At 32.4% G+C, this 14344-nt stretch carries 14 protein-coding genes; 9 read left to right on the forward strand and 5 right to left on the reverse strand.

What is annotated here, in order from left to right:
• Window positions 1-40 precede the first annotated feature (40 nt).
• The 6 genes from atpB (at window position 41) to atpG (ending at window position 5071) form a co-directional block, all read left to right on the forward strand.
• The gene (gene atpB / locus ABMY20_RS13765) at window positions 41-1162 is read left to right on the forward strand and encodes a F0F1 ATP synthase subunit A (protein ID WP_047788369.1); all 1122 of its coding nucleotides are present in this window, start codon (window positions 41-43) and stop codon (window positions 1160-1162) included.
• Window positions 1163-1207: 45 nt separating this feature from the next.
• Window positions 1208-1396: an ATP synthase F0 subunit C gene (atpE, locus tag ABMY20_RS13770; protein ID WP_028891526.1), complete on the forward strand. Its 189-nt coding sequence runs from the start codon at window positions 1208-1210 to the stop codon at window positions 1394-1396.
• Window positions 1397-1483: 87 nt separating this feature from the next.
• Window positions 1484-1981 (forward strand): F0F1 ATP synthase subunit B, encoded by a 498-nt coding sequence (locus ABMY20_RS13775; protein ID WP_047788149.1) that lies wholly within the window; start codon window positions 1484-1486, stop codon window positions 1979-1981.
• A 7-nt stretch (window positions 1982-1988) separates the two neighbouring features.
• The gene (gene atpH / locus ABMY20_RS13780) at window positions 1989-2546 is read left to right on the forward strand and encodes an ATP synthase F1 subunit delta (RefSeq protein ID WP_047788150.1); all 558 of its coding nucleotides are present in this window, start codon (window positions 1989-1991) and stop codon (window positions 2544-2546) included.
• A gap of 21 nt (window positions 2547-2567) precedes the next feature.
• Window positions 2568-4148, forward strand: coding sequence for a F0F1 ATP synthase subunit alpha (atpA, locus tag ABMY20_RS13785; protein WP_047788151.1), 1581 nt, complete (start codon window positions 2568-2570; stop codon window positions 4146-4148).
• Between the two features lie 62 nt (window positions 4149-4210).
• Window positions 4211-5071: an ATP synthase F1 subunit gamma gene (gene atpG / locus ABMY20_RS13790; protein ID WP_047788152.1), complete on the forward strand. Its 861-nt coding sequence runs from the start codon at window positions 4211-4213 to the stop codon at window positions 5069-5071.
• 26 nt (window positions 5072-5097) lie between these two features.
• Here atpG and ABMY20_RS13795 read toward each other — a convergent pair whose 3' ends face one another.
• Window positions 5098-5973 carry a hypothetical protein gene (locus ABMY20_RS13795; RefSeq protein WP_349265578.1) on the reverse strand — a complete coding sequence of 292 codons (876 nt, stop codon included), beginning with the start codon at window positions 5971-5973 and terminating at the stop codon, window positions 5098-5100.
• A 196-nt stretch (window positions 5974-6169) separates the two neighbouring features.
• Between ABMY20_RS13795 and ABMY20_RS13800 the strand changes: the two genes are divergently transcribed.
• Window positions 6170-8863, forward strand: coding sequence for an Ig-like domain-containing protein (locus tag ABMY20_RS13800; protein ID WP_349265579.1), 2694 nt, complete (start codon window positions 6170-6172; stop codon window positions 8861-8863).
• A gap of 49 nt (window positions 8864-8912) precedes the next feature.
• Here ABMY20_RS13800 and dxs read toward each other — a convergent pair whose 3' ends face one another.
• Window positions 8913-10682, reverse strand: a complete 1770-nt coding sequence (gene dxs, locus ABMY20_RS13805) for a 1-deoxy-D-xylulose-5-phosphate synthase (RefSeq protein WP_349265580.1) — start codon at window positions 10680-10682, stop codon at window positions 8913-8915.
• Window positions 10683-10720: 38 nt separating this feature from the next.
• Between dxs and rsmI the strand changes: the two genes are divergently transcribed.
• On the forward strand, window positions 10721-11392 hold the full coding sequence (gene rsmI / locus ABMY20_RS13810; protein ID WP_159488830.1) for a 16S rRNA (cytidine(1402)-2'-O)-methyltransferase: 672 nt from the start codon (window positions 10721-10723) through the stop codon (window positions 11390-11392).
• A gap of 33 nt (window positions 11393-11425) precedes the next feature.
• On the opposite strand, the gene ABMY20_RS13815 is transcribed toward rsmI, so the two are convergent.
• The 3 genes from ABMY20_RS13815 to ABMY20_RS13825 are packed head-to-tail and all read right to left on the reverse strand — an operon-like array spanning window position 11426 to window position 13142.
• Entirely contained in the window at window positions 11426-12124 is a 699-nt protein-coding gene (locus ABMY20_RS13815) for a hypothetical protein (RefSeq protein WP_253679190.1), read from the reverse strand.
• 2 nt (window positions 12125-12126) lie between these two features.
• Window positions 12127-12792, reverse strand: a complete 666-nt coding sequence (locus ABMY20_RS13820) for a hypothetical protein (protein ID WP_349265581.1) — start codon at window positions 12790-12792, stop codon at window positions 12127-12129.
• Window positions 12793-12803: 11 nt separating this feature from the next.
• Complete coding sequence (locus ABMY20_RS13825; RefSeq protein ID WP_047788159.1) at window positions 12804-13142, reverse strand: PadR family transcriptional regulator; 339 nt, start codon at window positions 13140-13142, stop codon at window positions 12804-12806.
• A 146-nt stretch (window positions 13143-13288) separates the two neighbouring features.
• Between ABMY20_RS13825 and ABMY20_RS13830 the strand changes: the two genes are divergently transcribed.
• Complete coding sequence (locus tag ABMY20_RS13830; protein ID WP_239178374.1) at window positions 13289-14332, forward strand: ferredoxin--NADP reductase; 1044 nt, start codon at window positions 13289-13291, stop codon at window positions 14330-14332.
• The last annotated feature ends 12 nt before the right edge of the window (window positions 14333-14344 follow it).

Raw genomic sequence — 14344 nt, forward strand, 5'->3', positions numbered from 1 at the left:
ACCGAAATTTACAGACCCAAAATCTATATTTAGTAAAGGTATGATGGTAGCAAACAAAACTATCAAGTTTTTAACACTTTTAACACTTGTGTTTTCATCGTTAACTGCATTTGCAGGTGGAGACGATACAACTTCTAATGATAGTGGTAGAATTAACACTAAAGAGTCAATAGATGCTTATATTAAGCATCACTTGGCAGATTCTCATGATTTTAACTTGTTTTCATATACGAATGATGCAGGAGAGCGTAAGCATATAGGCTTTCCATTGCCTGTTATAGTGAAAACTACTAAAGGAATTAAGTTTTTCATGTCGTCAAAATTTCATCATAACGATGATGGTACATTGGTTGTGGATGCAGGTGATGTGAAATTGGTGAAAATTCATAGTAAAATATATGAATTAAATGCGGGTGAAGAAGTGGTTGCTTTTGATGAGGAGCATCATGCTACTAACGCACAGAAAGTATTGGATTTGTCTATTACCAAAAGTGTGTTTGGTATGTTTTTGGCAGGTTTGTTAATGTTCTTTGGATTTAGAAGTTTGGCTTCTGGGTACAAAAAAGGACCAATACCAACAGGTGTAGCACGTATATTAGAACCTTTAGTTTTATATGTAAGAGATGAAATTGCACGTCCTAATATTGGAGAGAAACATTACCGTAAATTTATGGGGTTCTTATTAACCGTATTTTTCTTTATTTGGGTTTTAAACTTATTAGGGTTAACCCCGTTAGGTTTTAACGTAACAGGTCAAATAGCAGTAACAGTTTGTTTAGCTTTATTTACATTTTTCATCGTACAATTTAGCGGAAATAAAGATTATTGGAAACATATCTTCTGGATGCCAGGTGTGCCAGTCTTAATGAAATTAGTATTAGCACCAATTGAGGTGTTGGGTATGTTAACTAAGCCATTTTCTTTATTTGTGCGTTTGTTTGCGAATATTACTGCAGGACACTCAGTAGTTATGGGTATCGCAGCGTTAATGATTTTATTAAAAGCAAAGTTTGGAACAGCGGGAGCAACAGGAATCTCTTTCTTTTTAACCTTGTTTTTAACTATTATAGAGTTGTTGGTAGCTTTTCTACAAGCTTATATTTTTACCATGTTATCATCGTTATTTATTGGTATGGCGGTAGAAGAACATGACCATCACTAAGAACTAGAATCAAAAATTTGTTTAATTATATATAAATCAATTATTATGACACTTAATTTAGTTGGAGCAGGATTAATCGTAATCGGAGCAGGATTAGGATTAGGGAAAATCGGTAGTAGTGCAATGGAAGCTATTGCTCGTCAACCAGAAGCTGCTGGTAAAATCCAAACTGCAATGATTATTATTGGAGCATTATTAGAAGGTTTAGCATTCGGTGCTTTACTTTTAGGATAAGCAACAAAAAACAAATAAATTCCTGTAACGGTTGGTTGCAGGAATTGTTTACACAATTAAACAAAAAAACACAAAAAATATATAATAATGGGAATATTTAATGACTTTTCTGTAGGGTTGTTTTTTATGCAACTAGTAATTTTAGCTTTATTAATCTTTATAATGGCAAAGTTTGCATGGAAGCCTATTTTAAATGCGTTAAATGAGCGTGAGGAAGGGATTCAAGGTGCTTTAGATGCTGCAGAAAATGCACGTAAGGAAATGCAAAACTTGCAAGCGGATAACGAAAGATTAGCAAAAGAAGCCAGAGCAGAGAGAGATGCAATGATGAAAGAAGCTCGTGAGATAAAAGATAAAATTATAGCTGATGCTAAAAAAGAAGCAGAGGATCAGACTACTATAATGATAGATAATGCAAAAGCTACAATAAAACAAGAGCAACAAGCAGCTATCGCTGAGTTAAAGAAAACAGTAGGTAACTTATCTATCGAAATAGCTCAAAAGGTAGTAAGAAAAGAATTAGCTTCACAAGATGAACAATTAAAGCTTGTGGAAGGAATGTTAGAAGAGGTTACTTTAAACTAATCAGTAGATGAAAGAATCAAGAGCAGCATTACGTTACGCAAAAGCAATTTTAAATTTAGCTAAAGAATCAGGAAATGAAGCTTTAGTAAATGATAACATGAAGTTAATCGTAGATACAATTGCCGAAAGCGCTGATTTAGATGTTATGCTTAAAAGTCCTGTAATTAAAGCTGCAGATAAGCGTAAAGTTTTAAATGCACTTTTTGGAGATAAAGTAGACAACATAGTAAAAGGGTTGTTTAATTTATTAGAGGAAAATAAGCGTATGGTGATGTTAGACCCTATTGCTAAGCAATATGCAGTTATATATGATCACTATAAGAACACAAAAATTGCCAGAGTTACAACCGCAGTAGCTTTAACAAAAGAGTTAGAAGATAAAATACAAGCTAAAATTGTAGCCCTTACAGGAAACAATGCAAGTATTGAGAATATAGTAAATCCAGAGATATTAGGAGGATTTATCTTACGAGTTGGAGATGTGCAGTATGATGCAAGTATCTCTAGTCAATTTAATGAGTTAAGGAGAGAGTTTGACAACGGTCATTACATTCCAAAAATTTAATTATACATCAAAAGAAATAAGATGGCAGCAATTAAACCAGCTGAAGTATCAGCAATTTTAAAGGAACAATTAACAAATTTTGAGTCTAAAGCTTCATTAAATGAAGTAGGGACTGTATTACAAGTAGGTGATGGTATTGCACGTGTTTATGGGTTATCTAACGTACAATACGGAGAATTAGTAGAATTCGATAACGGATTAGAAGGTATCGTATTAAACTTAGAAGAGGATAATGCAGGTGTTGTATTATTAGGAGCTTCTACTTCAGTAAGAGAAGGATCTACTGTAAAACGTACAGAAAGAATTGCTTCTTTAAAAGCTGGAGAAGGAATTGTAGGACGTGTTGTTAACACTTTAGGGCAACCAATCGATGGTAAAGGACCAATCGAAGGGGAAACTTTTGAAATGCCTTTAGAGCGTAAAGCACCAGGAGTTATCTTCCGTGAGCCTGTAACTGAGCCAATGCAAACAGGTATTAAATCTATCGATGCAATGATTCCAGTAGGACGTGGTCAACGTGAGTTAATCATTGGAGACCGTCAAACAGGTAAATCAACTGTTGCTATTGATACTATCTTAAATCAAAAAGAATTTTATGATGCAGGACAACCAGTGTACTGTATCTACGTAGCTATCGGTCAAAAAGCTTCAACAGTAGCAGCAATTGCTAACATGTTAGAAGAAAAAGGAGCGTTAGCATATACAACTATCGTTGCTGCAAATGCATCTGACCCTGCACCTATGCAGGTATATGCACCATTTGCAGGAGCTGCAATTGGAGAATATTTCCGTGATACTGGTAGACCAGCTTTAATTGTTTATGATGATTTATCTAAGCAAGCAGTAGCTTACCGTGAGGTATCTTTATTATTAAGAAGACCTCCAGGGCGTGAGGCTTACCCAGGGGATGTATTCTACTTACACTCAAGATTATTAGAACGTGCTGCTAAGGTAATTGCTGATGATTCTATTGCAAAAGATATGAATGATTTACCAGAATCATTAAAATCTAAAGTAAAAGGAGGAGGATCTTTGACTGCATTACCAATTATCGAAACTCAAGCAGGAGACGTTTCAGCATATATTCCAACAAACGTAATTTCGATTACTGATGGTCAGATATTCTTAGAGTCTGATTTATTCAACTCAGGGGTTCGTCCAGCGATTAACGTAGGTATCTCTGTATCACGTGTAGGAGGTTCGGCTCAGATTAAATCAATGAAGAAAGTATCTGGTACACTAAAGTTAGATCAAGCTCAGTACCGTGAATTAGAAGCATTCGCTAAGTTTGGTTCTGACTTAGATGCTGCAACTTTAAATGTAATTGAAAAGGGTAAGCGTAACGTAGAGATCTTAAAGCAAGCTCAAAACGATCCTTATACTGTAGAAGATCAGGTAGCTATTATTTATGCAGGTTCTAAGAACTTGTTAAAAGATGTGCCTGTAAACAAGGTAAAAGAATTTGAAAAAGATTATTTAGAGTACTTAAATGCGAAGCATAGAGATACTTTAGATACTTTAAAAGCAGGGAAATTAACTGATGAAGTAATTGATACTTTAAGGGACGCTGCTAAAGAAATTTCAGCTAAATTTTCAGCTTAATAAAAACAAAAAAGGCATCCCCGTGTTACAACGGGGGTTTTATAAATTTTAAGTTCAATTAAATGGCAAACTTAAAAGAAATACGTAACAGAATTACTTCGATTAAATCAACAATGCAGATTACCTCTGCCATGAAAATGGTATCGGCTGCAAAGTTGAAAAAAGCTCAAGATGCAATTACAGCAATGCGTCCGTATTCATCTAAGCTTACCGAATTATTACAAAGCTTAAGTGCTACATTAGATAGCGATGCAGGTGGAGTATATTCAACAGAAAGAGAAGTAAATAAAGTATTGTTAGTTACTATAACTTCAAACAGAGGTTTATGTGGAGGTTTTAACTCATCTATCATTAAAGAAACAGTTAAAACAATTAACGAGAAATATAATAATACTGCTGTTGAATTATTAACAATTGGTAAAAAAGGAAACGATATTCTATCAAAAGATTACACCGTTGTAGAAAATAGAAACGATATTTTTGATAACTTAACTTTTGATAACGTTGCTGAAGTTGCTGAACAGTTAATGAATTTATTTGTAGATGGTTCTTACGATAAAATAGAAATCATTTACAACAGATTTAAGAATGCAGCGACTCAAATACCACAAGTAGAACAATTCTTGCCAATTCAACCTATAGAAGGAGAAACAAATGCTAATTTAGATTATATTTTTGAACCGTCTAAAGAGGAGATTATTTTAGAATTAATTCCTAAGTCATTAAAAACGCAATTATACAAAGCAATTCGTGATTCATTTGCTGCCGAACACGGTGCTCGTATGACTGCAATGCATAAAGCAACAGATAATGCAACAGAATTACGTGATGAGTTATTATTAACTTATAACAAAGCACGTCAAGCTGCAATTACAAACGAGATTTTAGAAATAGTTGGTGGAGCAGAAGCTTTAAATAACTAGAATAATATTTTCAATCATTTAAAAGGTCAAAGCTTATTTAAGTTTTGACCTTTTTGTTTTTCTAAGCTATTCTTATATAGATATAAGTATACTAATAAAGGAATCAACCCGTGAGGAAGCCTATATATTGTTAAGTATAAGTATTGGTGCATAATACTCAAAGAAAAATCATAGTGAAAAGCGCTAAAAATTCTAGCCAAAGCAGTTACACCCCCCCAAAAACAAGCATATAGCAGGACTGGTTTTGAAAGTTTGGGAATAAATATAGCAATAGCAATGATAAAATCTAAAACACCAGCTACGAATAATAGGTTTTTAGCCATTTCTTCTTGTACAGGTAAGATGTTTAAGGTCATAGTAACAAAATTACCAGGTAATGGATAAAAAATACTAATAGCGTACATTCCATGACATATAAAAGCTAGGGCGATAAAAACTTTAAGATAAAAAAGTAAAAGAAGTGCGTTTTTGTGTTTTAAGAAATATAATAAAGCAATAGGAACTCCAAACTGAATAGTGTGCTCAAAAAACATTATAAGGTGAAAAAACTTATTCTTGGTAATCATTAAAGCTAAAAAAATTAAACTTACTGCACCTAATTTTAAGATACAACGCATCCATTTTTTTGAATTTTCATTTATTATTATTGAAATGATTGCACATACTAAGTATAAAACACCAATACTTCTAGTTAAAATTTGGATAGCTAAATCTGTATTTAGGTTTGTAACATACGACTGCCAACTAATGTCAAAAACAAAATTAATCACAGGTTCTAATAAGTGTTGGTCCCAAAAGAAACTTCTGTATGGAGCATCCCAAAATAAATGCTGGTAAGCTCTACCGAAAAAAATAAAAAAAGAAGAAATTTTTAAAAAAGAAAGAAGGGTTTTAGTACTCATAAAGTAAGGTTTAAACAAAAGTAAGAATAGAGGATATGTAGTTTGTTAAAATAAGATTAGTAAACTATAAAATAACAGTTAGGTTAATGTTAGTCAGGTTATTATATAATTAATTTTAATAAAAACAAACGATTAATTTGAAAGGTAAAAAATATATTTGTGATAACTAACTAGTAAACTTAAAAGCCCCCTCACGATGAAAAAAATTATTTTAACACTGTTATTTTTAGCAGTCCTTAGTACTTATGGTTCTAACGATAAGTACCGATTAATCATCACAGATAATCCTGCAACTACTATAATGATTGGTTGGAACCAAATTTCAGGATCCAACCCAGTTGTGTATTATGGAACGACAGATAATGGAACCAACTGGTCAAATTATCCAAACTCTAAATCTGTAGACCGTTCAGTTTCTTATAAAGGAATGAGTAATAGTTTTGCTAAACTAACAGGTTTAAGTCCTAATACTAATTATTATTTTGTAATTAGAGATAGCCAAGGAGTGAGTAGTCGATTCTGGTTTAAAACAGCTCCAAGTACCAATGATAAAATGTCATTTATCGCTGGTGGAGATTCAAGAAACAATAGAACACCAAGAAGAGATGCTAACTTATTAGTTTCTAAATTAAAACCAACAGCTGTGTTTTTTGGAGGAGATATGACTAACGGAGACTCAAGCTCTGAATGGCAAGATTGGTTTAACGATTGGCAATACACAATAGCAAGTGACGGAAGAATGTTTCCTATTGTACCAACAAGAGGAAACCACGAAGGTTCAAATAATAGTATTTATAACTTGTTTAACGTTCCTTCAACGAGTGTTTATTACGATATAACTTTTGGAAATAACTTGTATACAATTTATACGTTGAATTCAGAAATTTCAGCAGGAGGGAGTCAGTATTCATGGCTAAGTCAAAAGTTGAATGCTAATAACTCTATTTGGAAGTCGGCTCAATACCATAAACCGATGCGCCCACACGTATCATCAAAATCAGAAGGAAATGATGAATATGCTAGTTGGGCTCAATTATTTTATGACAAGGGAGTGAACTTAGTATTTGAATCAGATTCTCATACAGTAAAAACTACATGGCCAGTAAAACCTTGTTCCAGCGGAAGTAATTGCGATGAAGGCTTTGTTAGAGACGATGTAAACGGAACCGTTTATGTAGGAGAAGGTTGCTGGGGAGCACCTTTACGCTCTTCGAATGATTCAAAAAACTGGACGAGAGATGCGAGTACCTTTAATCAATTTAAATGGATTTTTGTTGAAGAACCTAAAATAGAGGTTAGAACGATTAAGGTAGATAATGCGAGTAGTGTAGGTTCAGTTTCAAATCAAAATCCATTCACAATACCCTCTAATTTAGATATATGGAACCCATCTAACGGAAGTGTAGTAACAATTATAAGTAGTAATGTTAGCTATCCAGAAGTTACAATTACAAATCCATCATCAGGCGCATCACATACCGTAAACACTCCAGTAACAATTTCTGCTACTGCAACCGATAGTGATGGAACTATTTCAAGTGTTAAGTTTTACGTAAATAATACTTTAGTAGAAACTGATATGAGTACTCCTTATTCTTATAACTGGACACCAACAAATAATAACCAATCATATACTATTAAAGCAATAGCAACAGATAATGATGGATATGAAACTACTTCTGAAGAAGTTTTAGTTTTTGTAGGAAACGTTTCTAAAACTGTTACTTCAACAATCAATAGTACCAATGATGATGCTGAACAATATGAATCGTCAGGGCAAATGTATATGAACAGTTCTGATTTAGAATTGGTTTATGATGGAAGCTCAAAAGGAAACCAGCATGTAGGAATGCTATTTAGAAACTTAAATATACCTGCAAATGCTACGATAACGAATGCGTATATACAATTTACAACAGATGAAACAAATTCAGGAAGCACATCATTAACAATCAAAATTCAAGATTCGTCAAATGCACCAGATATTACTTCTCAAAGCTATAATATAACTTCAAGAAGTTATTACAGTCAATCGGTTGCTTGGAATCCTAGTTCTTGGAGTTCTGTTGGAGCATCTGGAACAGCACAAAGAACTCCTGATTTAAAATCACTGGTACAATACGTTGTGAACAAGTCCAATTGGAGTTCTGGTAACTCTATGATGTTTTATATTTCTGGAACAGGTGAACGAACGGCAGAATCATATGATGGAAGTAGTGCTAGTGCTCCAAAATTGATGGTTACTTATAGTACAGGATCTCCTGATAATGGTGGAGGAGAGATTCCAGAATGTGAGGATGTAAACGTAACAATTACTTTTGATAAATATTCTTACGAAACTTCTTGGACCTTGAAGGATAACAATGGACAAACAGTGATAAGCGGAGGTGATTATACTCAAGGAAATGGAGAGTCTATTACTGTGTCAAAATGTATACCTGTAGGATGTTATGATTTTACAATTAATGACGAATATGGTGATGGTATATGTTGCAGTTATGGAAGTGGTTCATATGAAATAACAAATAGCAAAGGTGACGTATTAGCTTCAGGAGGAAGTTTTGGCTCATCTGAAACCAAACAAGTTTGTTTGAATACTTCTACTGCTGCAAAGGAGCAATTAAGAAGTAAAAAAACAGAAGAAATAAACAATTCAGAAATGAGTATTTATCCAAACCCAGCTGTTGATAAGATTTATATTAAAGGAGGAAAGAATACATTTTTATGGATTGCAAAAATAGTAGACGTATCAGGAAGAAAAGTAATAGAAATACCTGTAATTAATAACTCAATAGATGTTTCTACAATTTCAAATAACTCAATTTATATTGTTGAAATATATGATGAATTAGGACTAAAGAAACTTTCTGAAAAGATAATGAAGAAATAGATTTTGAAATAAAGAGTTAAAAAGCGAACCAATTTGGTTCGCTTTTCTTTTATAATAAATTTTGAATTGTTTTTTTAATTGAACTAACATCTATTCCACAAACTTCTTGTAATTGTTGAATTGTACCGTGATGTATAAACTCATCAGGAATTCCTAATAGTTTCATTTTTCCTTGATAGTTTACTTCGGAAGCATACTCTAATACTTCACTCCCAAACCCACCTTTGATAGTGCCATCCTCAATAGTGATAATGGTATCAAATTTGTCGAAAATAGTATCTAAAAGTTGGGCATCTAAAGGTTTTACAAAGCGTAAATCGTAATGTGCAACCAATTCTTTATTTTCAAGCTGATTAATCGCTTCAGAGATATTATCAGCAATAGTTCCTACAGACAACACAGCTACTTGATTTCCTTCTTTCAAACAAGCTCCTTTTCCTATTTCAATGTTTTCAAAAGGAAGCTGCCATTGTTCTAGTTTTCCCTTACCTCTTGGATAACGAATTGCAATTGGATGCTCTAACCCTTGTTGAGCGGTAAACATCATATTACGCAACTCAATTTCGTTACGAGGAGCAAAAACAATTAAATTCGGAATAGAACGTAAGTAGGCTAAATCAAAAACACCGTGATGTGTTGCTCCGTCTTCACCTACTAATCCAGCTCTGTCTAAACAGAAAATTACAGGTAAGTTTTGTAGAGCTACATCGTGAATTACTTGGTCGTAAGCCCGTTGTAAAAAGGTAGAATAAATATTACAAAAAGGAACCAGTCCTTGAGTAGCCATACCTGCAGCTAAGGTTACAGCATGTTGTTCAGCAATACCTACATCAAATGCTCTATCAGGAAACTCTTGCATCATAAATTTTAACGAACTTCCAGTTAACATAGCAGGCGTAATGCCTACGATTTTTTCGTTTTGTTGTGCTAGTTCAACAATGGTTTTTCCAAAAACATCTTGAAATTTGGTGTATTTACTTTCTTTTTTAGGTAATACATCCCCAGAAACTTTATCAAATTTTCCTGGAGCGTGATATCTTACTTGATCTTGTTCTGCTTGTCGTAACCCTTTCCCTTTGGTAGTAATTACGTGTAAAAATTTCGGACCTTGAATCTTTTTTAATCGATCTAGTTCACGTAGTAACTCTTCAAAATTATGTCCGTCTATAGGCCCTGAATAATCGAAGTTTAATGCTTCAAAAATATTATGCTGTTCAATCTCTAATCGAGGGGCTTTGATTTTTGTTAGATAATCTTTTAACGCACCTACCGATGGGTCAATTCCAATCGCATTATCATTTAAAATAACCAAGAGGTTAGTATTGGTGTCTCCTGCGTGATTTAAGGCTTCAAAAGCCATTCCACTTGCGATAGAGGCATCACCAATCACCGCAATATGATGCTTTTCAATGTCTTGTAATTTTGAGGCAATAGCCATTCCTAAAGCAGCTGAAATAGCAGTAGAAGAATGTCCTACACCAAAAGTGTCGTACTCACTTTCTGAGCGTTTAGGAAATCCTGAAACTCCGCCAAATTGACGATTGGTATGAAAAACGTCTTTTCTTCCTGTTAAAATTTTATGTCCGTATGCTTGATGTCCTACATCCCAAACTAGCAAATCGTTAGGAGTATCAAATAAATAATGAAGTGCTATGGTTAGTTCAACCACACCTAAGCTTGCACCTAAATGCCCTTCTTTTGTGGAAACCACATCAATAATAAACTCACGCAATTCCTTTGCTAGTTGCGGTAGGTTTTCAGGTGTTAATTTCCTTACATCCGAAGGAAAACCAATATTTTTTAACAGCTTTTTTGGCATAGGACAAATGTAAGAAAACTTTGTTGTAGCTTTGTTGTATGAGTAAACTGTATTTGGTACCTACACCGATTGGAAATTTAGAAGATATTACGCTAAGAGCACTCAATATTTTAAAAGAAGTAGACTATATTTTGGCGGAAGATACACGTACAAGTGGGAAGTTGTTAAAGCACTATGATATTGCTACACCTATGCAATCTCATCATATGCATAATGAGCACAAAACGGTTGAAACGATTGTAAAACGTTTGCAGAGTGGTGAAACTTTTGCTTTAATTTCAGATGCAGGAACTCCTGCAATTTCAGATCCTGGTTTTTTACTTACCAGAGCTTGTGTACAAAACGATATAGAGGTGGAATGCTTACCAGGAGCGACCGCTTTTGTACCTGCATTGGTAAACTCAGGTTTACCGAATGATAAATTTGTTTTTGAAGGCTTTTTACCTGTAAAAAAAGGACGTCAAACACGTTTACAATTCTTAGCAGAAGAAACACGTACTATGATTTTTTATGAGAGTCCGCATAAATTATTAAAAACGTTAGCAAATTTTGCTGAATATTTTGGAGAGGACAGACAAATATCTGTTTCTAGAGAATTGACAAAATTGTTTGAAGAAACCAAACGAGGAAGTGTAAAAGAAGTGCTATCATATTATACTGAAAAACCTGCTAAAGGTGAAATTGTTATTGTTGTTGAAGGGAAAAAATAGGTTAGATTTTTGTATTATTTAATTCTTAAATTTTTAATTGTTGGTAAATTTATATTCTGGATACTGTTCTTCGAGAAGTTTTTTAGCTTTATTGGGTATGATTATTAAACTTATGTAACCAATAATAATTGCTAGTGTAGTAACAAAAGCTATGATTACAGAAGTAAATCCACTTAGGTTTTCATATGAACTAGGAGTTATAAATTGAAAAATGTAAAATAATAGAAATACAACATTTCCATGATTTTGAGTTTGTATAATATCCTCCAACATCCATTTTTTTCCTGTTTTTTTGAATTTTACATTTAATTTTTTCCTTTTTTTGAACAACATAAAAAACTCTATTAGGATAACTATAAAGAAAAATCCATTAAATAAATTTTTAGAAAAAGAAAACTGTAATAAAAGATAAAAGCAATAAAACATTGAGAATGTTAATACTATTTTAGGAATAGAAAACCACTGTTTTACAAAACCTAAAATAATTAGAAAATATTTTTTATTCATCTGTTTTTGCTTTTCTTCTACTACATTCATAAATCCAAACACACCAAATTTTTTAAACGATTTATCGCGAGCTTGCTCAAAAGTTAGTGTTGGATTTTCTTCCCAAATTTGTTCAATATCGTTGGCTAGATGATCTACCAGTTCTGTTTGGACATCATAATGCTCAACAAAGTGTTGACGTGTAAACTTGTACAAATGTTTTATATGTTGGTCGGTTAGTTGCATAGCTATTGAATTAAATACTGATATTTTTTTTCAATAAAATCTCTTTTTTCTAGAAAACTTTGAGAGAGTAAGTAATTAAAAACAAAAGCAGTTAGATAAACATATATAGCACTTTTTTGATAATTACCATTATAAAAAATATCTAAAAAATTAGGAAAGTTTAAAGCAATAATAATAACAAATGAGCTTACAAAAGAGTAAGTTTTTACAATTTTAAGAAGCTTATATTTCTTTGTGAAATTATGGGAAGCATATGACGTATATACAAGATTTAGCATTAATGAACTAAAAATAAAAACAGAAGTTTCTTTAACATATTTAGGACCAAAAAAGAAGCATATAAACAAAAAGAAAAGTATAACGAGTACATTTTTAGGATATATGACTTTTTTTAAGATGTCTTTTAAAATAGTTTTAGTATAATACCAATGTAATTTTTTAGTTTGTTTTTCATATCGGTTTTTTAGAGCTTTTTTTCTGCTCAACATATACTTTATAAAAGGTACTTGAAAACCTTTGCCTTCAAAAAAAGCATTCGTATCTTCAACTGTACTTTCAATTTCAGTAGCAATATGATCTACCATTTCAAAACGGATCTCGATATATTCAATTCCTATTCCTTCTAAGAAGATATCTATTCTTTTAATTTGTTCTTTTGTTAATTCCATAGCTAAAAAAATTACTCCAAACTAAATTTTGGGTTTACCAATTGTTGCATGGTGTTTAAAAACTCCTGCATTTCAGAAAGACGATTAACTGTTTCTTTCGTGCCACTTTCCGTGAGTTTATAATATTTACGTAAGCGATTACCAACTTTAGCAACTTCAACATCCAACAATCCTTCAGCTTCTAATTTATGTAAAGCTGGGTATAAAGCTCCTTCAGTAATTTTTAATTCACCTTTGGTAAGCTCTTTTACTTTTTGTGTTATTTCATACCCGTACATTTTATCATTTTGAGCTAATAATTTTAAAATAATAGTTTGTAATGATCCTTTATATAGTTTTTGATTTCCCATGATTATGAGTTTTCTTATACCTAAGATTTTTAGGTATACAAATATACATAATTTACTTATGTATGAAAATCTTAGGTGTACTTTTTGTAAAACCCTAACTTTTGTTCGTATTGAGTTTGTTATTTTTGCTGTTCAAATTTGACTACATGAGTACTTTTTATAAATTAACAATAGAAGAAATAATAAAAGAAACAAAAGATGCTGTTTCAATACTTTTTAATGTTCCTGCAGATTTAAAAAGCAAGTTTCAATTTATAGCAGGACAATACATTACTTTAAAAACAATAATTAAAGGAGAAGAAGTTCGTAGAGCTTATTCTATATGTGCTGCACCGAAAAGTAATCAACTAAAAGTAGCAGTAAAAGCTGTTGAAAACGGGAAATTTTCAACATTTGCAACTACTCAATTAAAAAAAGGAGATGAATTAGAAGTAGCAGTTCCTGAAGGAAAATTTATATTAACTCCTGAAAACAACAAAAATTATATTGCTTTTGCAGCAGGTAGTGGTATTACCCCTGTGTTATCAATGATTAAAAGCGTTTTAGAAGATTCATCATCAACTTTTACGCTAGTTTATGGTAACAAAAGTATTAATGATACTATTTTTTATAATGATTTAAATTTATTACAACAAGAGTATCCTAATCGATTTAATTTACATTACGTGTATAGTAGAGAGCGTCAAGAGAACACATTGTTTGGAAGAATTGACAAAGGACACATAAACTACTTTGTAAAGAATCTTTATAAAGAAGTAGTATTTGATGAAGCTTTTTTATGTGGACCAGAAGAAATGATTAAGATAGCTTCTGAAACACTTAAAGAAAATGGTTTATCAAAAAGCGCCATTCACTTTGAATTATTTACAGCTTCTACAGCTGAGGAAAATACAGATTTAATAAAAGAAGGAGAAACAGAAATTAAAGTAGTGTTAGATGATGAAGAAACTAGCTTTACAATGAAGCAAACAGATACTATTTTAGCTGCAAGTTTACGAAATAAATTAGATGCTCCTTATTCTTGCCAAGGAGGTGTTTGTAGTAGTTGTATTGCAAAAGTTACAGAAGGTAAAGCTGTTATGACCAAAAACTCTATTTTAACTGATGATGAGTTAGAAGAAGGTTTAATACTTACTTGTCAAGCGCATCCTACGACGCAGAAAGTTGTAGTAGACTTTGATGATGTATAAGTAAAACCGTAA

The sequence above is a fragment of the Tenacibaculum sp. SSH1-16 genome, assembly GCF_040104435.1.
In the GTDB taxonomy this organism is placed as follows: domain Bacteria; phylum Bacteroidota; class Bacteroidia; order Flavobacteriales; family Flavobacteriaceae; genus Polaribacter; species Polaribacter mesophilus.